Raw genomic sequence first — 17532 nt, forward strand, 5'->3', positions numbered from 1 at the left:
TGCTAATTTTGCCAAATGGTTAAAGTTATTATTATAGGCTCCGGAAATGTAGCACAACATCTAATTGCCGCTTTTCAAAACTCCAAAAATTCTGGAGATGATATTGAATTAGTCCAAGTATTTTCAAGAAAAAAGAGTACGCTGGTAAACGTGCTAGATCCTGATCTCATCACGACGGACATAGCTGATTTATTGGAGGCCGATTTGTATATTATCGCCGTCTCAGATGACGCTATTGCCGCTGTTGCCGCACAATTGACTTTTAAAAACCGATTGGTGGTTCACACTTCAGGTAGTGTAGGACTGGATGTTTTATATGATAACAATCGAAGAGGTGTTTTCTACCCACTACAAACCTTTACTAAAAATAAAGCAGTCGATTTTAAGTCGATTCCTATTTGCCTTGAAAGCGAAAACTCCACTGATTTTCGACTATTAGAGAAAGTAGCCAAAGTGATTTCAGATAAAGTATTTGCGATCAACTCTGATCAACGAAAAGCATTGCACGTAGCAGCAGTTTTCGTAAATAACTTTACCAATCATTTGTACCAAATAGGCAACGAAATTTGTCAGGAAAACCAAGTTCCTTTCGATATTTTGAAACCTCTCATTATGGAAACGGCACAAAAAATAATGACAATTTCGCCAGAAGAAGCGCAGACTGGACCAGCAAAGCGAAATGATATATCTACAATTGAAACACATCAATTGTTTTTAACAGACAAGAATCAATCAACTATTTATAAAATCATAACACAATCTATACAAGATAATGGCAAAAAGTTATAAAGAAATAATGAACGACATCACCACTTTTATTTTTGATGTGGATGGCGTTCTTACAGACAGTTCCGTATTTGTAACCACAGATGGAGAAATTCTTAGAACAATGAATATCCGTGACGGTTATGCTATGAAAGCGGCTGTAGAAAGCGGCTACAATGTATGCGTTATTTCGGGTGGAAGTAATGAAGGTGTTCGTGTACGATTGAGAAACCTTGGAATCACTGATATTCATTTGGGAACACCAGACAAGGTAGAAACTTTTAAGGAATACACCGAGTTGTATAATATCAATCCAGAGCAAGTTTTATATATGGGCGATGATATTCCTGATTATCATGTGATGAAATTGGTAGGTTTGCCAACTTGTCCACAGGACGCTAGCCCAGAAATAAAAGGGATTTCGACCTATATTTCCCATGTAAATGGTGGAAAAGGAGCGGCTCGTGACGTGATCGAACAAGTAATGAAGGTACAAGGAAAATGGATGTCTCATTTTGATGGAAAATTGGATTAATTTTTTTGACTTGACAGTTACCAGTGTCCAGTTTACAGCAATCAGTACTATAATATAGTAACAAGTAAAAACAGTAAAGATACATTCTTGAATTATTCCATATGGAAAAAGCTAAAGGATGCGGGAAAAGAAGCCAAATCACATTCACGAAGGAAATATTTAACTGAAAACTGAATACCGAAAACTGAATAAATGAAATACCTAAAACTCATTCGATATAAAAACCTATTGATGCTTGCTTTTATGCAGTTCATCTTTAGATACGGATTTTTAGAATTGCAAAATATTCCTTTGGCGTTAAGCGATTGGCAATACGGATTATTAGTACTAAGCACCGTTTTAATCGCGGCAGCTGGTTATGTTATTAATAATATTTTTGATCAGGATACAGATTTAGAAAATAAACCTGAGAATGTAATTATTGGTAAACATATTTCTGAAGCCAGCGCTTATAACATTTATGCAGCTCTAAATATAAGCGGAGTCACAATAGGTTTTTATTTATCTAATGTAATTGTAAAGCCTTCTTTTGCTGCTATTTTTATTTTGATCGCTGCTAGCCTTTATATCTATGCAACCAGTTTAAAGCAAATACTGATATTGGGCAATGTAATTGTCGCGCTTTTGCTTTCCATAAGCGTGGTAATCATCGGTATTTTCGATTTGTATCCTGTAGTTGACGCTAGAAACCAAGCTTTAATGGCTAATCTGTTTTCTGTGCTTTTAGATTATGCCGTTTTTGCTTTTATTATTAATTTTATTCGCGAGATAGTTAAAGATTTAGAGGACATGAGCGGAGACACGAACCAAGGCATGAAAACTCTTGCTATAGTTTTAGGCGTCGAAAAAACTACAAAATTAGTTTTCGCATTAGGAATTCTGTCAATAATTGCGCTCTTTGTTTACACTAACAACTATTTTATAGCCAATAATTTATTTATTGCTACCCTTTACACCTATCTTTTTGTTTTGGCTCCGCTCCTACTTTTTATCATAAAAATTTGGACAGCAAAATCAAAAGAAGAATTTCGCATCTTGAGTACCCTACTGAAATGGATTTTGTTTTTCGGAATTGTATCCATACTAATTGTTACCTTAAATATAAAATACAATGCTTAGAGATAAATTAAAACAATACAAGCTGATACTAGCATCTGGATCACCTAGAAGACAACAATTTTTTAAAGATTTAGAATTAGATTTCGAAATTCGATTAAAAGAAGTTGAAGAAATATATCCGCCAAATTTAAAAAGAGAAGAAATAACAAATTTTTTAGCCGAATTGAAAGCCGGTGCTTTTGAAGGTGGCTTGCAGGAAAATGAAATTCTTATAACTAGTGATACCATTGTTTGGCATAATAATAAAGCATTAGGTAAACCAACGGATAAACAGGACGCGTTTGCTATTTTAAAATCACTATCAAGTGCTACACACGAAGTAATCACTTCTGTTTGTTTTAAAACTAATTCTACAACCCATTTGCTACATGAAGTAACAAAAGTTTCCTTCAACGAACTCAGTGATGAGGCTATTAGTTACTATATTGACAACTACAAGCCTTTTGATAAAGCGGGAGCTTATGGCATTCAGGAATGGATTGGCTTTATTGGTGTTTCAAAAATTGAAGGTTCTTATGCTAATGTAATGGGAATGCCCGTTGACAAGGTGTATGAATATTTGAGTAATTTACCTTAAAACAGAAAAACATGTCCTTTATCAATGAATATACAAAAGAGCTAATTGCAACCGGGATCCTACTTTTACTAGTTTTTGCGTTGCGATTAATCACTTCAAGCTTAGTACGCCGATTTGCAAATGCAACTCATATTGTCGAACATCGAACAAATTTAGTTGTTAAATACCTACATCTTCTAATCAATATTCTAGCCGTAATCGCTTTAATATTGATTTGGGGAGTTCAACCAAAGGATATTATTATCGCTATTTCCTCAGTCACAACGGTTGTAGGTGTTGCCATGTTTGCGCAATGGTCTATTTTAAGTAATATTACTTCGGGTATTATTTTATTCTTTTCGTTTCCATTTAAAATTGGAGATGTAATCCAAATTCATGATAAAGATTTTCCAATAATAGCCGAAATTGAAGATATTGCCGCTTTCCATGTATCTCTAAAAACCAAAGAAGGAGAAAGAATTATCTACCCTAACAACTTACTTTTCCAGAAAGGCATCTCAATCATGAAACATCATTTTGACGATAAAGAGTATGTCGATTAGTTTTAATTCATAAAAAGTTGAATTTTCCTTTATATTTATTCTAAATTTATAGTTTTCAGGTAGCAATTATATAACAAAAAATAAAAAACATATAACGCATCACTATTAATAAAACACCAAATTTGTCTGTAGCCAATTACCAAAGCAACAGTAGTATCTATAATTATTAAATAGTATGAACACCGTAATAAAACTTCCCTTTTATATTAGACTTACTTTCACATTAGTAAGTATGATTGCCATCACGTATATCATATATATGGGCAAAGATGTTTTAGCTCCAGTACTACTAGCTTTTCTTTTTGCTGTTTTATTGTTACCTATGGTTCATTTTTTAACTAATAAATTACGCTTCCCACATGTACTTTCAGTCTCCATAACCGTATTGTTTTTTGTTTCCTTAATCGTTGCAATACTGGCATTTATATCTTATCAAATAGGTGATATCGCAAACGAATTTTCAGATATTAAAAAGAATGTTGACTTATTTATTACAGATATCCAAAGATATATAAGGACCCAATTTAATGTAAGCATCTGGGAACAGAGAAAATACTTAGAAGACGTAACCCAGGATTCTGTAAAAAAGGGAAAAGAAACTATTGGAACTACCTTAATGTCCGTTACTAACGCACTATTAGACTTAACTTTAATTCCCATTTACACCTTTCTAATACTTTTATATAGAACCCACTTCATTGTGTTCTTAGCCAAGTTATTTAAAAAAGAGCATCACCCAAAATTGCGAGAAATATTAACTCAAATAAAAGGATCTATAAATAGTTATATTTCTGGCTTAATTATAGAGATGATTATCGTTTCTGTTCTAACAAGTATTGGACTCTATTTAATAGATGCCCCATACTATATATTATTAGGAATCTTAACGGGAATTCTTAATCTAATTCCGTATATCGGGATTTTAATTGCTGGAGTTTTGACAATTCTATCGTCCTTAACTGGAACCCCTGAACTATCGATGATTCTGGGGGTTATAGGAGTAAATGTAGTAGTTCAGATAATTGATAATAATATCCTTGTCCCCCTAATAATAAATACAAAAGTTCAGATTAACGCTTTTGTTTCTATTATCGGAATAATAATAGGCGGAGGAATCGCTGGGGTATCTGGGATGTTCTTAGCCATACCGTTGCTAGCCATCCTTAAAATAATTTTTGATAGGATTGATACTTTAGAACCTTGGGGGTATTTAATGGGCGATCATCTACCCAAAGGTTTTATTTGGAAAAAAAAACAACCATTAACACCCAAAAATTATTCTACCGCAGGCCAGGTCGAAATTACAACGACTGAAACAGTAAGAACTGATGATATTGTTGCTACAGCTGTTAGGGAGTCTAATTCAAACTAAAGCTTAATCACAGTTTTTTTGACAAATTCAAATTGGCATAAAACTTCAAAGTATTACTGCAGTAGACTTGAAAAACTGTTTTTATTATTCTTGATTTCAAATATTTTTAAATGTCTTTACAACAAAAAATAGGACTCTTGCTGTTGATGCTTTTCTGCTATCAGCTTTCTTTTTCGCAAATAAAAAAAACGGAGAAAGACAGTATTGACGTATATAAAAACATTCAAGAATATTCTAAAAAAAATAAAATTACTAAGTTTTTACACAAAGCTATTTTCAAATCTACAAGTCCGAAAAGAAAAATACAAGAAGTAAAAAGACAAAAGACTGCAGCTATCGAAGGTAAAATTATTCGAAACATTACTATAATAACATTAGATCCGTTTGGGTATTCAGTCACTGACACTCTTGCAAATCCAAAAAATTGGGCGGAAAGAACTGGAAATAGATTGCACTTAAAATCTAAAAACCTAGCCATAACAAATTTATTACTTTTCAAAAAAAACACTCCCTATAATGATTTATTAATATCAGAATCAGAACGTATTATTAGATCCCAAAAGTTTGTTAGTAGAGTAGCAATTGGAGTCACACCTCCTGCAGCAAAATCGGATTCTGTAGATGTTTTTATTCGTGTACTAGACTCTTGGAGTACTATTCCAAAATTTTCAATTTCTGGCACAAGAACGTCATTGGGCTTGAATGAAAGGAATTTTTTTGGTCTTGGTCATCAATTAGATTATCGAATCACACATCGAACCAGCGATGGAGAAAATGCTAACAATTTAGCTTACACTGTTCCTAATATTCGAAATAGTTTCGTTAAAACTGTATTTAAATATCAAAATGATTTAGACAACTATTATGCAAAAGGTATTGCGATAGAACGTCCTTTCTATTCTCCTTTGGCAAAATGGGCAGGCGGTATATCGCTAGATCAGCAATTCCGAAAAGACACCTTGCAAGGTCTTGATCTCACTTATCAAGAACAAAATTTTAAATTTAGTTCATATGATTTTTGGGCTGGAAAAGCCTTTCATATTTTTAAAGGAAATACTGATAATGACCGAACCACGAATCTAATCTTTTCTGGACGGTTTTTAGATATCAATTATCTAGAAACTCCAAGTCTTGAATATGACCCTATCAATTTCTATTCTAGAGAACAATTTATTTTATCGGGAATTGGTATAAATACGCGACAATTTATACAAGATAAATACATTTTTAGAAACGGAGAGATTGAAGATGTTCCCGTGGGAACTATTTATGGCCTAACTTTCGGGTATCAAAATAAAAATTCTCAGTGGAGGCCTTATTTAGGAGCGCAGCTGTCTTTTGGAAATTATCATAAATGGGGTTTTTTAAGCACTAATTTTGAGGTTGGTACTTTCTTTAATAACTCAAAAACGGAGCAAGCCGCGATTTCCTTTCAAGCAAATTATTTTACGAACTTAATGCAGCTGGGAAATTGGAAATTAAGACAGTTTATAAAGCCCCAAGTAGTCATTGGAACTCATCGTCAAAATTCAAATGGTGATCGATTGACCATTAATGAAAATTATGGAATTCAAGGATTCAACAGTGCAGTTTATGGAACTCGTAAAATGTTGCTGACTGTTCAAACTCAAGGCTATGCACCCAAAGATATTTGGGGTTTTAGACTAAATCCCTATTTTAACTACTCAATAGCCTTACTCGAAAATAAAGTCAATGGAGTAAATTCAAGTAAGTTTTACTCTAAAATTGGAATTGGAGTAATTATAAATAATGATTATTTAGTCTTTAAGTCCTTCCAACTCTCCCTTTCTTATTATCCTACAATTCCTTCTCAGGGAAATAATATTTTTAGTACAAATGCATTTGAAACCTCCGATATTGGTCTACAAACTTATGAATTAGCTAAGCCCCGACCAGTGATATATAAATAAGTTCGACCCATTAAACAGCGAATAACCTGTTTATACACTGGCTAACAAAGACTTATCTTTTATTAAAAGTGTGAATTTTATAAAAATATCGCCTAATTATACAACTGTGATTGCTAAAATCTCGTTATCTTTATACTTATAATCGTGTTAAATTAAAACCAAATAAAAATGAAAAAACTAAGTTTCTATTTAATGATAATGGTATTATCATTATGTGCTGTTCCAACTACAATGATTGGTGCTGAAAAAAATCCAACTCCGAAAGAAGTTCCTGCTGAAGTACAAACGATGCTTAATCGTTTAGAAGAAATCAAAGCAATGGATAAATCTTCACTGGAATCTTCAGAGAAAAAAGAACTGCGTAAAGAAGTTCGTGAAATTAAAAAAGAATTAAAAGCATCTGGAAACGGTGTTTACTTTTCTGTTGGTGCAATTATTATCATTATTCTTTTATTGATTTTATTATTGTAACAAATTAGTATCAGGTTAAAATAAAGAAAGAAGCGTATCCTACGTTTCTTTTTTTTTGATATCTATAATAAATGTGAATAGCGCTCTTTTGGCACAATTGTTGGCTAAAGCTATTCTATAAAAATACCACAAATCGAATATCAATTAAATAAAATGAAAATGAAAAATTTAAAATTATTTGCTCTAGGAGTCGTTCTACTTATAGCAGGCTCAGCAAGCGCACAAGTTTCGGTCAATGTTAATATAGGTAGCCCTCCTGCTTGGGGACCTTCAGGATATGCCGAAACAGAATATTATTTCTTACCTGATGTTCAATCCTATTACGACATTAGATCGTCTCAATTTATTTATTTTGGAAACGGTAAATGGGTTCGATCTCGATATTTACCAACGCAATATAGAAACTACGATTTATATAGCGGTTATAAAGTAGTATTAAACGATTACCACGGTAGAACTCCCTACACTCATTACAAAAGCCACAAAGTAAAATATCACAAAGGATATAAAGGGAAATATCAAAAAACAATTGGCAATAAAAACAGTAGCTCTAAAAATTACAGCAACAAAGGTCATAAAGATAATGGTCACGGAAAAGGAAATAAAGACAATGGCAATAAAGGTCATGGAAACGGAAAGCATTAATCCTGTTTCAGTATATAAAAAAAGAGAAACACCCGCTGTGTTTCTCTTTTTTTTTGATACTCATCAACATCTAATACATGTTAATAAAACCATCTTGGCACAGTTCTTGGTTTTAGCCAAATAGTATTGTGCTAGCCTCTACAATATTTATACAATTACAAAAAAATACAAGATGAAAACACTTAAACTATTAGCCGCTGGAATAATTTTACTAGTATCAACTTCAATGGAAGCACAGGTATCTGTAAATCTAAATATAGGAACTGCACCAAACTGGGGTCCTAGAGGTTATTCTCAAGTAGATTACTATTATTTGCCAGACATCCAAGCCTACTACGATATTAGAGCTTCACAATTTATATATTTTGGAAGAAATCAATGGGTAAGATCTCGATATCTACCGAGACAATATAGAAACTACGATTTATATAGTGGTTATAAAGTGGTATTAAATGATTACCATGGTCGTAGTCCCTACACCCATTATAAGTCACACAGAACAAAATACCACAAAGGGTATAGAGGTCAACACCAAAGTACTATAGGTCATCGCTACAACAATCATAGAGATGATGGTCACAGGTACTCAAATGATAGGAAAAACTATAGTAAAGAAAGATACTCAACTAATCGAAGATATTCTGACAATCATAGAAATTCAAACGATAAAAGGTATTCTAAAGATAAACATAGAAAAAATGAAAGAAATGGTCGTGATAGAGACTAACTAGCAATCGTACTAATTCAAAAAACGGGAACATTATAAGATGTTTCCGTTTTTTTTTTGATTTCCACTTATGCTAAAGATTTATTAAATCGATATTATTTAAAAATATATTATTACTACATTTGAGCTATTTGCGAATTAAATTTTATAAAAATGCCAAACAACAAATTTCTATTCCTACTAATTCTAGTTTTTTCTTTCCAAATAGTATCAGCGCAAAAGCCACAAAAACCTAATTCTGTTGAAATTTTCAACCAGATCCAGAAATTAAATTTCTTAGGATCTGTACTCTACATAGCTGCACATCCTGATGACGAAAATACACGCCTAATTTCTTATTTGTCCAATGAAAAAAAAGCAAGAACGGGGTATTTGTCATTAACACGTGGTGATGGAGGTCAGAATTTAATAGGTCCGCAATTAAGAGAGTTACTGGGCGTAATAAGAACCCAAGAGCTTATTGAAGCTCGTAAAATTGATGGCGGCGAACAATTCTTTTCACGTGCTAATGATTTTGGTTTTTCAAAAACTCCAGATGAAACACTTCAAATATGGGATAAAAAACAAGTTTTAGCTGATGTAATTTGGGCGATTAGAAAATTTCAACCAGATGTAATTATCAACCGCTTTGATCATCGTACCGCAGGCACAACTCACGGACATCATACCGCCTCCGCTTTACTTAGTGTAGAAAGTTTTGATTTAACAAATGACGCCTCTATTTTTCCAGAACAGTTAAAACAAGTTCAAACATGGAAACCAAAACGCCAATTTTTTAATACTTCGTGGTGGTTTTATGGAAGCCAAGCAAAATTTGATGCTGCCGATAAATCAAGATTAACAACTCTTGCAACTGGTGTCTATTATGCTAACACAGGGAAATCAAACCAAGAAATTGCAGCCTTAAGCAGAAGTAGCCATCAATCACAAGGATTTGGGGCTACGGGAGTCCGCGGTGAAGAATCAGAATATTTAGAACTAATAAATGGTGAAAAGCTAAAAAACACCACTGATATTTTTGAAGGAATTGATACCAGTTGGAATCGAATTCCAGCCGGAAGAGCTGTTGGCGAGTTGCTGAGCAAAATTGCTTTGCAATACGATTTTTCGAACCCATCAGCAAGTATCTCTGATCTCATAAAAGCCTACAAAATGATTCAGTCCATGGACGAAAATCAATGGAAAACCTTAAAATTAGAAGAAATAAAAAATATAATTGCTGCTTCCTCTGGTTTGTATCTTGAAGCTGTTTCCGCAACGCAGGAAGCGATTCCTGGTAACAGTTTGCGGTTAAAACTTGAGGCTATAAATAGAAGTGCCACTGCTATGCAATTAGAAAGTGTAACTAGCTTACCTGAACAAAAAAACACAATATTAAATACGCCCTTAGACAACAATATTCTAAAGAATATAAAGCTCGACTTGCAATTACCAATAACAATAGAATACACACAACCTTATTGGCTTAAAGACAAAGGAACTGTTGGTATGTACACTGTTGCTGATCAAAAAAACATTGGGCTTCCAGATATTATTCGAGAAGCAAAAGTTATTTTTAATATTCGAATAGATGACATAATACTGTCATTTGAGCGTGCTATTGTTTATAAATACAATGATAAAGTAAAGGGAGAAATGTATAATTATCTTGACATTGTTCCCCAGGTTACTTCAAGTATCTTAGATCAGGTTTCCTTTTTCAATGATGGTAAGAAAAAACCAATCGCTATAAAAGTGAAAGCAGGAAAAGATAACATTAAAGGGAATTTACAATTAGAATTACCTACAAATTGGTCTGTTTCACCTCAATCTATTCCATTTCAATTTGAAAAAGCAGGAATGGAGCAAGTTTTTTACTTTAACGTAACGCCACCAGCAAAGCCTTCTGAAGTTGTTGCTAAAAGTATCGTCATTATCGATAATAAAAGATATGAAAAAGAACAACAAATAATAGAGTACGATCATATCACAAAACAGCAAATATTAAAAACTGCTGAAGCCAAATTCATCAAGTTAGACCTTAAGATAAACAATCAAAAAATTGGATATATTATGGGTGCGGGTGACCAAGTCCCTGAAGGTCTTACTCAGATGGGGTATAAAGTAACTTTGATAACGCCAGAAGAAATCACTCCTGAAAAATTAGAATCTTTTGATGTAATTATGACTGGAATTCGTGCTTACAATGTCCTTCCTTCATTAGAACATAAGCAAAATATACTTTTTGATTTTGTTAAATCTGGAAAAACCATGATTGTCCAGTACAATACAGCGGACGAGTCAGTTCCTGCTAATATTTCGCCCTATCCATTGAAAATTTCTCGTGATAGGGTAACCGAAGAAAATGCTGAAGTGCGCTTCCTAACTCCAAATCATACGGTTTTAAATTACCCAAATAAAATCACCGCTGCTGATTTTCAAGGTTGGACTCAAGAGCAAGGCTTATATTATCCAAGCGAATATGACAAAGCCTTCACTCCAATTTTATCATCAAATGATACAGGAGAAACGCCTAAAAACGGAGCCTTACTAGTTGCCCCTTACGGAAAAGGATATTACATTTATACCGGTTTAAGTTTCTTTAGGGAATTGCCCGAGGGAGTTCCGGGAGCTTACCGTCTATTGTCGAATATGATTTCATTGAAATCACAACTAACAGTTCCTTCACAAACCTTAAAACCTTAAAGAATCAAACATGGAACCCAAAAAAACAAAACTTTGGAAAAGGGATTACACAATGGTACTGGTAGCTAATGCTATTTATATCCTAGCTTTTTATCTAATAATGAAATTATACTCTTAAACTATGCAGTTATTCGATTGGATTGTTCTTATAGGAACCTTGCTTTTTATTGTAATTTACGGTGCTTGGAAAACAAAAGGAAGTAAAAACGTTGAGGACTTTATTCTAGGTGGTAACGAAACCCCTTGGTACACTGTTGGGCTTTCTGTAATGGCAACCCAGGCCAGCGCCATCACCTTTCTATCTACTCCGGGCCAGGCTTATCACGATGGAATGGGATTTTTGCAGTTTTATTTTGGATTGCCTATTGCTATGATTGTTATTTGTTTAACTTTTATTCCAATATATCACAAATACAAGGTTTACACCGCTTATGAATACCTCGAGAAAAGATTTGATTTAAAAACGCGTTCGCTTGCGGCGATACTTTTTCTATTTCAACGTGGGTTAGGAACTGGACTGACCATTTATGCGCCAGCAATTATACTATCAGCTATTCTGGGATGGAATCTTACGTACATGAACATTGTTATCGGTGTGCTCGTGATTGTCTATACCTTTTCTGGTGGTACGAAAGCAGTGAATGTTACCCAAAAGCAACAAATGTTCGTGATCATGTCGGGGATGTTTATTACCTTTTTTCTGATTTTACATTTCTTACCAAATGAAATGACTTTTAGTAATGCTTTGCATATCGCTGGTGCAAATGATAAAATGAATATCGTCAGTTTTTCTACAGATCCAGAAGATAAATATACTTTTTGGAGCGGAATCACAGGTGGTTTTTTCTTGGCTTTAGCCTATTTCGGGACAGATCAATCGCAGGTGGGACGTTATTTATCTGGAAAATCTGTTCGTGAGAGTCAAATGGGATTAATTATGAATGGCCTTTTAAAAGTGCCTATGCAGTTCTTTATTCTATTAACTGGAGTTATGGTTTTTGTTTTTTTCCAATTTAACCCAGTACCTTTAAATTTCAATCCAAATAATAGAGTTAACGTTGATAAATCACAATATAAAGATGAATATCATGCTTTAGAGAAGAAACTAGAGGCACTTTCAGAAGATAAAAAAGTGATAAACTTACTCTATATAGATCAACTGAATCAAGATTATGACAATCCAATTCTACGAAAGGAATTAGTCGCATTATCTACAAAAGAAAAAGAGCTACGAGATCATGCTAAGGAAATTATCTTAAAAGCTGATAGTAGCAGTGAAACAAATGATAAAGACTATGTGTTTTTCCACTTTATCTTAAATTACCTACCTAAAGGACTCATCGGACTTCTATTGGCTGTAATCATGTCGGCTGCCATGTCCTCGACCGCTTCTGGACTTAATGCATTGGCCTCGACTACAGCGATTGATATTTACAAACGTAATTTAAAAGTAAAAAAATCAGATCGACATTATCTTAATGCAACTAAGTTCTTCACCTTATTTTGGGGAATTATCGCCATCTTATTTGCCTGTATTGGTACCTTATTCGAAAATTTAATCCAGTTGGTAAATATTATTGGCTCCATTTTCTACGGGACTGTACTTGGGATTTTCTTAGTAGGGTTTTATATCAAATTCGTAAAAGCTAGGGCTATCTTTTATAGTGCATTAATCAGTCAAATTACGATTTTCATCATCTACTATTATGCGATTTACATTTATCCAAGTGGCGAAGAAAAACTAGGTTATTTATGGCTAAACTTCATAGGTGCGATGCTTACCATTGTACTTTCTTCGTTATTGCAGTCGACTGTATTTAGAAAAGAAAAAGCTTAATATAATATTAGAATTACTAATACAAAAACGCTCCTGATAACGATTGGGAGCGTTTTTGTATTAATAGAATTAATAGTTTTTTTTTTATCTAGTGATGTGTCTAAAATATCTACAAGGTCTAAAGCCATAGCTATAAGACTGATTTTACACCAAAGAAAAATCCCGTCTCACTTTAATTGTCGAGACGGGATTTTTTATAATAAAGGAGAAACTTTTTATTTACTCCACTCAGAAATACTGTCCTTATTCATTTTTACATAATCTTGATTTCCAGCAGATTCAGAAGCAGCAAGTGATAATTTAGCTGTTTCAATAGCCGCTTTTTTATCTCCTTGTTTCGCTTCAATCAAAGACTTCAACCTCAAATAATAGAAAGGTTTGTTCTCAGTAGCTTCAAGTGCCTTATCGATATATGATTTTGCTTTATTTACATCTAGATTAGCTAAGTAATAATATTGAGCTGAAGCAAAGTAATCTCCGTTAGATGGACCCGCCATTGTTTTATTGATACTTTCAATTGCCATTTTTTTAGTAGGTACTTCAAATTTTAAAGCAGCATAGGAGTTCTCCCAATAGATTTCTAAATACGCAAAATCAGTATCGATACGGCTAATTCCAATGGTAAGTGTTTCTACCGGTTTAGACAAAGCTTCTTCTTTTACTGTTGTTCTTAAGGCAACATTTTCTTCTTTAAAATCCGCTGGTGTTCCCCAATTATCAGTTGTTTTGTAGAAAATTACTTCCCAGCTTTGAATATTTGGAACGGTATATAAAGCGTACTTTCCTTTTGCCAAGGTTTTACCACCAATAACCACATCATCACTAAAAGAAATTATCGTATTTTGGTTCGCTCCGGTTCTCCAAAGTTTCCCAAAAGGAACTAAATTACCAAAAACCGCTCTTCCTCTTGCCGAAGGTCGAGAATACACAATTTCCACATCTGTAAGACCTACAACCTGATTTATGGTCGTCTTCGGGCTTGACTCTGGTGTTCTTACCTGAGCTTCAATGGTAAAATTTGCAATAATAATTGCTACTAAAATAAGAAAGTTCTTCATCTTGTTTTTTTTTATTTTTTTCAAATTTACAAATTACAATGCTCCTAAATGTTAATTATTTAATAAACTCAAATTTAGAATTGAGCTACTTTTTCAAAATTCAATTCGTCAAAATGGTTGATGATCACGTCTGCTTCAGTTAAGTCCTGTGATTTCGAATGAATGCTATTATAACCTACACAATAAATCCCTGCAGCTTTGGCGGCTTTAACACCGTTTGTGCTGTCTTCAATTATGATACAATTTGATTTAGGAGCAATTGATAACGATGCAGCATGCACAAATATTGCCGGATCAGGTTTCGATCTTGGAAAATCCTCGCCACTCACGATATGTGTGAAATAGTCGTGCAACTTAAAACGCCCAAAAACACGTTCGATCGTAACCTTTGAAGCGGAAGAAGCTAAAATTAACTGCATTCCTTTTTCGTGAAACTCTTTGATTAACTTTTCTACTCCGTCTAATAATTCTAAATCTGCTTTATTATCAAAAGCGTCATTAAAAATAGTTCTCTTTCTCTGAATTAAATCTTCTACTTCCTGATCAATATTAAACATCAATTTCAAATTCTGAAAAACATTTCGTGTTGAACTTCCCGTAAAAGAAGTAAAAAGTTCGTCACTTACTTTAATATTCAATTCGTCAAAATGTTGAAAATAAGCATAACGGTGTACGGGTTCTGTATCGACTATTACACCATCCATGTCGAAAATTACTGTTTGTATCATTTTTTTTTGTTAGAAATTAGAATAAAGAAAATAGAATTTAGAGATTAGAATATAGAGTTTTGATTTTTAGAAACTGAACACTAAATTACTAAAAACAGAAAACTGCTCTCTAGTCACTCTCTTTTAAGCAAATAGCGAATCACAGTCTCTGCAGCATACAAACCGAAAAGTCCAGGCATATAACTGTTTGTTCCGTAAAAAGATCTTTTATAATTAGAACCATCTGTCATTTTTAAACTGGCGTCATCTTGAATTTCAGAGCTGTAAACCACCTTTAATTTATCTATTTTCACTTCTTTTAATCGTCTTCGAATTGTTTTTGCCAAAAAGCAATTCACGGTCGTACTGATATCGGCTACCTTTACTTTTGCAGCTTCCATTTTTCCACCGGCACCCATACTCGAAATGATTTTCACTCTTTTTCTTTTGGCTGCAATGATCAAATTTAGTTTAGGTGTCACACTGTCAATACAATCTAAAACATAATCAAATTCTTCAGTCACAACCTCAAACGCACGCTCTGGCGAAAGAAATTCCTCGATTCTCGTCAGTTTCAATTCAGGATTAATATCCATTAAACGGTCTCCAACAACAGTAATTTTGGGTTGGCCCACAGTAGAATGTAAAGCTGGTAATTGTCTGTTAATATTTGTAATATCGACTACATCTCCGTCTACGATTGTCATTGTTCCCACTCCTGCTCTAGCCAAAAACTCAGCTGCAAAAGATCCTACGCCTCCTAACCCCACAACCAATACATTGGCTTTTTGTAATTTTTCTAAACCTTCTTTTTTAAATAAAAGCTCTGCTCGCTCTGTCCATTCTGCCATCTTTTTTTGTTTAAAGTTCTAAAACCTCCTCATTATTCAATTTTAAAAACGTCTGCGACGTTTTTATTTATTTCTGCTTGCAATTCAGCAACTGTGCTATTCTTATAATTTGCGGCTAATTCATATACTTCACTTATCGTTTCGTCTACAGTATCTGTTTCTAAGAAAAAACGATTATTTGGAATACTTTTAAAAACCGATTCTAATTCTGTCCCGAGACTGCGGGAAAGCAGTAAATATTTCCCAAAGGAAAGATAAAATCCGTTATCTAATAGTTGTTTGGCTATTTGCTTATTCTTTGAAAAACCGTGAATAATCATTGGAACCGAAATATTCATTTTCTTCTTAGTTTCAATTACTTCCTGAAAAGCAGCCACACAGTGTATTACCACTGGTTTATTGTATTTTTCGGCCAAAATTAATTGCTTTTCAAAAACTATTTGTTGCAATTCGAATGGGATTTGAATTCTTTTGTCTAATCCACATTCGCCAATAGCGAGACAATTTGGTTCTTGTAATTTACTTTCGATTATGGCCAAATCAGCTTCCACTCTATCTTCAACAATATACCAAGGATGAATCCCAATGGAATAATGCGCAAGTGCAGCATCAAATTCCTGCGGATACTGGTTAACTAATTCTACAACATTAGCTTGATCTGTGAATTTATGAGTATGTAAATTAAAGAATTTCATTAATCATGGAATTTTTTAACTCCCGCTTTTATCTCGACATTCAAATCATTTTCCAGCGGTACTATCGGACAAGAATATTTGTGATTGTAGGCACAATAAGGATTGTAAGAAGTATTAAAATCAATGACAATGGTTTTTCCTTTTGGGATTTTGAAATCAATGTATTTCCCGCCGATGTAACTTTCATTACCACAAGTCAAATCTGAAAAAGGTAAAAACAAATAATCCTTATATTCTGGCTTCTCAGAAAGCGCAATGTTTCTATAGATATTCAGTTTGAGGTTTTTTCCTTCCAAAGTAAAATGAGCTTCGCCATATTTCACATACATTGGCGTCCTTGCGCCAGTGGTTTTCATCTCAAAAGGCTTTTCTTTTTTGGTCCGAACGAATTTAGCCGTTACAAAATATTTTTCATTTGCTGGATAAAAGTCTAAGGTTTTGAATGAAGCTAAATCTTCTTCCATTAAAGGAGATGTCGCAGGATCAGCGTATTCAGAGTTAATTTGCTGCTGAAATTTGGCTACGGCAGCAGGGTCAAATTTTTTTTGGGCAAAGCCAAAATTCAATTGTATTAAAAAAACAAAAAGCAGAATAATTCTCATTTGTAGATTTTTATGCAAAAATAGCTTAAAAGTTGTAAAGCCACAAAGTTTATATTTTGTCTACTAATACTGCAATTGATATTAAGGTAGCAAATATGATAATCAAAAAAAAGTTCAAAAGGAACGCGGATCATGCGGATTAAAGGGATATACCCGGATTTACAGCAAGGGTAATCAGAGCTAATCAGTTAAAATTCGTCTAATCCGTGGTCCATTTTTATTTTAGCGCAACTAATGAACAGGCCATAATACAATTATATTTTCGTGTAAAATCATTTCATAAAAAACTAAAAGTCCATTTTAAAATAGTCATTTCAGAAACAAAATCGAACTATTCACACATAATCCTAGCCCAGAGCTTTCAGCCCACGGGCAGATAGCCCCGAAATTTCGAGGTCAGAATCCTTTTCATT

17 protein-coding genes are annotated in these 17532 nt (G+C 33.6%); 12 read left to right on the plus strand and 5 right to left on the minus strand.

What is annotated here, in order from left to right; translation table 11 throughout:
* The first annotated feature begins 15 nt into the window (after window positions 1-15).
* The 12 genes from E0F98_RS12695 to E0F98_RS12750 all read left to right on the plus strand — a co-directional run bounded on the left by E0F98_RS12695 (window position 16) and on the right by E0F98_RS12750 (window position 13206).
* Window positions 16-789 (plus strand): Rossmann-like and DUF2520 domain-containing protein, encoded by a 774-nt coding sequence (locus E0F98_RS12695; RefSeq protein ID WP_132112046.1) that lies wholly within the window; start codon window positions 16-18, stop codon window positions 787-789.
* Complete coding sequence (locus E0F98_RS12700; RefSeq protein WP_132112048.1) at window positions 773-1300, plus strand: KdsC family phosphatase; 528 nt, start codon at window positions 773-775, stop codon at window positions 1298-1300. Before E0F98_RS12695 ends, E0F98_RS12700 begins: the two co-directional genes overlap by 17 nt.
* A gap of 192 nt (window positions 1301-1492) precedes the next feature.
* Window positions 1493-2419 carry a geranylgeranylglycerol-phosphate geranylgeranyltransferase gene (locus E0F98_RS12705; RefSeq protein WP_132112050.1) on the plus strand — a complete coding sequence of 309 codons (927 nt, stop codon included), beginning with the start codon at window positions 1493-1495 and terminating at the stop codon, window positions 2417-2419.
* Window positions 2412-2996 carry a Maf-like protein gene (locus E0F98_RS12710; protein ID WP_132112052.1) on the plus strand — a complete coding sequence of 195 codons (585 nt, stop codon included), beginning with the start codon at window positions 2412-2414 and terminating at the stop codon, window positions 2994-2996. The genes E0F98_RS12705 and E0F98_RS12710 overlap by 8 nt, the downstream gene beginning before the upstream one ends.
* An 11-nt stretch (window positions 2997-3007) precedes the next feature.
* The gene (locus E0F98_RS12715; RefSeq protein ID WP_132112054.1) at window positions 3008-3538 is read left to right on the plus strand and encodes a mechanosensitive ion channel domain-containing protein; all 531 of its coding nucleotides are present in this window, start codon (window positions 3008-3010) and stop codon (window positions 3536-3538) included.
* 175 nt (window positions 3539-3713) lie between these two features.
* Window positions 3714-4910: an AI-2E family transporter gene (locus E0F98_RS12720; protein ID WP_132112056.1), complete on the plus strand. Its 1197-nt coding sequence runs from the start codon at window positions 3714-3716 to the stop codon at window positions 4908-4910.
* Window positions 4911-5020: 110 nt separating this feature from the next.
* A complete protein-coding gene (locus E0F98_RS12725; protein WP_132112058.1) occupies window positions 5021-6841 on the plus strand; it encodes a BamA/TamA family outer membrane protein in 1821 nt (606 codons plus the stop codon).
* Between the two features lie 168 nt (window positions 6842-7009).
* Window positions 7010-7312: a hypothetical protein gene (locus E0F98_RS12730; RefSeq protein WP_132112060.1), complete on the plus strand. Its 303-nt coding sequence runs from the start codon at window positions 7010-7012 to the stop codon at window positions 7310-7312.
* A gap of 159 nt (window positions 7313-7471) precedes the next feature.
* Window positions 7472-7957, plus strand: a complete 486-nt coding sequence (locus E0F98_RS12735; protein WP_132112062.1) for a hypothetical protein — start codon at window positions 7472-7474, stop codon at window positions 7955-7957.
* A 172-nt stretch (window positions 7958-8129) separates the two neighbouring features.
* The gene (locus E0F98_RS12740) at window positions 8130-8684 is read left to right on the plus strand and encodes a hypothetical protein (RefSeq protein WP_132112064.1); all 555 of its coding nucleotides are present in this window, start codon (window positions 8130-8132) and stop codon (window positions 8682-8684) included.
* Window positions 8685-8837: 153 nt separating this feature from the next.
* Window positions 8838-11369 carry a PIG-L family deacetylase gene (locus tag E0F98_RS12745; RefSeq protein WP_132112066.1) on the plus strand — a complete coding sequence of 844 codons (2532 nt, stop codon included), beginning with the start codon at window positions 8838-8840 and terminating at the stop codon, window positions 11367-11369.
* Window positions 11370-11490: 121 nt separating this feature from the next.
* A complete protein-coding gene (locus E0F98_RS12750; protein WP_132112068.1) occupies window positions 11491-13206 on the plus strand; it encodes a sodium:solute symporter in 1716 nt (571 codons plus the stop codon).
* A gap of 215 nt (window positions 13207-13421) precedes the next feature.
* On the opposite strand, the gene E0F98_RS12755 is transcribed toward E0F98_RS12750, so the two are convergent.
* From E0F98_RS12755 to E0F98_RS12775, 5 genes are all read right to left on the minus strand, one after another.
* Complete coding sequence (locus tag E0F98_RS12755; protein WP_132112070.1) at window positions 13422-14264, minus strand: DUF2911 domain-containing protein; 843 nt, start codon at window positions 14262-14264, stop codon at window positions 13422-13424.
* 74 nt (window positions 14265-14338) lie between these two features.
* Complete coding sequence (locus E0F98_RS12760) at window positions 14339-14992, minus strand: HAD family hydrolase (RefSeq protein WP_132112072.1); 654 nt, start codon at window positions 14990-14992, stop codon at window positions 14339-14341.
* 113 nt (window positions 14993-15105) lie between these two features.
* A complete protein-coding gene (locus tag E0F98_RS12765; RefSeq protein ID WP_132112074.1) occupies window positions 15106-15822 on the minus strand; it encodes a tRNA threonylcarbamoyladenosine dehydratase in 717 nt (238 codons plus the stop codon).
* A gap of 32 nt (window positions 15823-15854) precedes the next feature.
* A complete protein-coding gene (locus E0F98_RS12770) occupies window positions 15855-16517 on the minus strand; it encodes a TatD family hydrolase (RefSeq protein ID WP_132112076.1) in 663 nt (220 codons plus the stop codon).
* The gene (locus tag E0F98_RS12775) at window positions 16517-17119 is read right to left on the minus strand and encodes a DUF1684 domain-containing protein (protein ID WP_132112078.1); all 603 of its coding nucleotides are present in this window, start codon (window positions 17117-17119) and stop codon (window positions 16517-16519) included. Before E0F98_RS12775 ends, E0F98_RS12770 begins: the two co-directional genes overlap by 1 nt.
* Window positions 17120-17532: the final 413 nt, after the last annotated feature.

The sequence above is a fragment of the Flavobacterium hiemivividum genome (assembly GCF_004349145.1).
In the GTDB taxonomy this organism is placed as follows: domain Bacteria; phylum Bacteroidota; class Bacteroidia; order Flavobacteriales; family Flavobacteriaceae; genus Flavobacterium; species Flavobacterium hiemivividum.

Excerpts from the sequence above, each read along its gene's own strand:
- E0F98_RS12695 (WP_132112046.1), top strand. The coding sequence starts at position 16 with ATGGTTAAAGTTATTATTATAGGCTCCGGAAATGTAGCACAACATCTA.
- E0F98_RS12700 (WP_132112048.1), top strand. The coding sequence starts at position 773 with ATGGCAAAAAGTTATAAAGAAATAATGAACGACATCACCACTTTTATT.
- E0F98_RS12705 (WP_132112050.1), top strand. The coding sequence starts at position 1,493 with ATGAAATACCTAAAACTCATTCGATATAAAAACCTATTGATGCTTGCT.
- E0F98_RS12710 (WP_132112052.1), top strand. The coding sequence starts at position 2,412 with ATGCTTAGAGATAAATTAAAACAATACAAGCTGATACTAGCATCTGGA.
- E0F98_RS12715 (WP_132112054.1), top strand. The coding sequence starts at position 3,008 with ATGTCCTTTATCAATGAATATACAAAAGAGCTAATTGCAACCGGGATC.
- E0F98_RS12720 (WP_132112056.1), top strand. The coding sequence starts at position 3,714 with ATGAACACCGTAATAAAACTTCCCTTTTATATTAGACTTACTTTCACA.
- E0F98_RS12725 (WP_132112058.1), top strand. The coding sequence starts at position 5,021 with ATGTCTTTACAACAAAAAATAGGACTCTTGCTGTTGATGCTTTTCTGC.
- E0F98_RS12730 (WP_132112060.1), top strand. The coding sequence starts at position 7,010 with ATGAAAAAACTAAGTTTCTATTTAATGATAATGGTATTATCATTATGT.
- E0F98_RS12735 (WP_132112062.1), top strand. The coding sequence starts at position 7,472 with ATGAAAAATTTAAAATTATTTGCTCTAGGAGTCGTTCTACTTATAGCA.
- E0F98_RS12740 (WP_132112064.1), top strand. The coding sequence starts at position 8,130 with ATGAAAACACTTAAACTATTAGCCGCTGGAATAATTTTACTAGTATCA.
- E0F98_RS12745 (WP_132112066.1), top strand. The coding sequence starts at position 8,838 with ATGCCAAACAACAAATTTCTATTCCTACTAATTCTAGTTTTTTCTTTC.
- E0F98_RS12750 (WP_132112068.1), top strand. The coding sequence starts at position 11,491 with ATGCAGTTATTCGATTGGATTGTTCTTATAGGAACCTTGCTTTTTATT.
- E0F98_RS12755 (WP_132112070.1), bottom strand. The coding sequence starts at position 14,264 with ATGAAGAACTTTCTTATTTTAGTAGCAATTATTATTGCAAATTTTACC.
- E0F98_RS12760 (WP_132112072.1), bottom strand. The coding sequence starts at position 14,992 with ATGATACAAACAGTAATTTTCGACATGGATGGTGTAATAGTCGATACA.
- E0F98_RS12765 (WP_132112074.1), bottom strand. The coding sequence starts at position 15,822 with ATGGCAGAATGGACAGAGCGAGCAGAGCTTTTATTTAAAAAAGAAGGT.
- E0F98_RS12770 (WP_132112076.1), bottom strand. The coding sequence starts at position 16,517 with ATGAAATTCTTTAATTTACATACTCATAAATTCACAGATCAAGCTAAT.
- E0F98_RS12775 (WP_132112078.1), bottom strand. The coding sequence starts at position 17,119 with ATGAGAATTATTCTGCTTTTTGTTTTTTTAATACAATTGAATTTTGGC.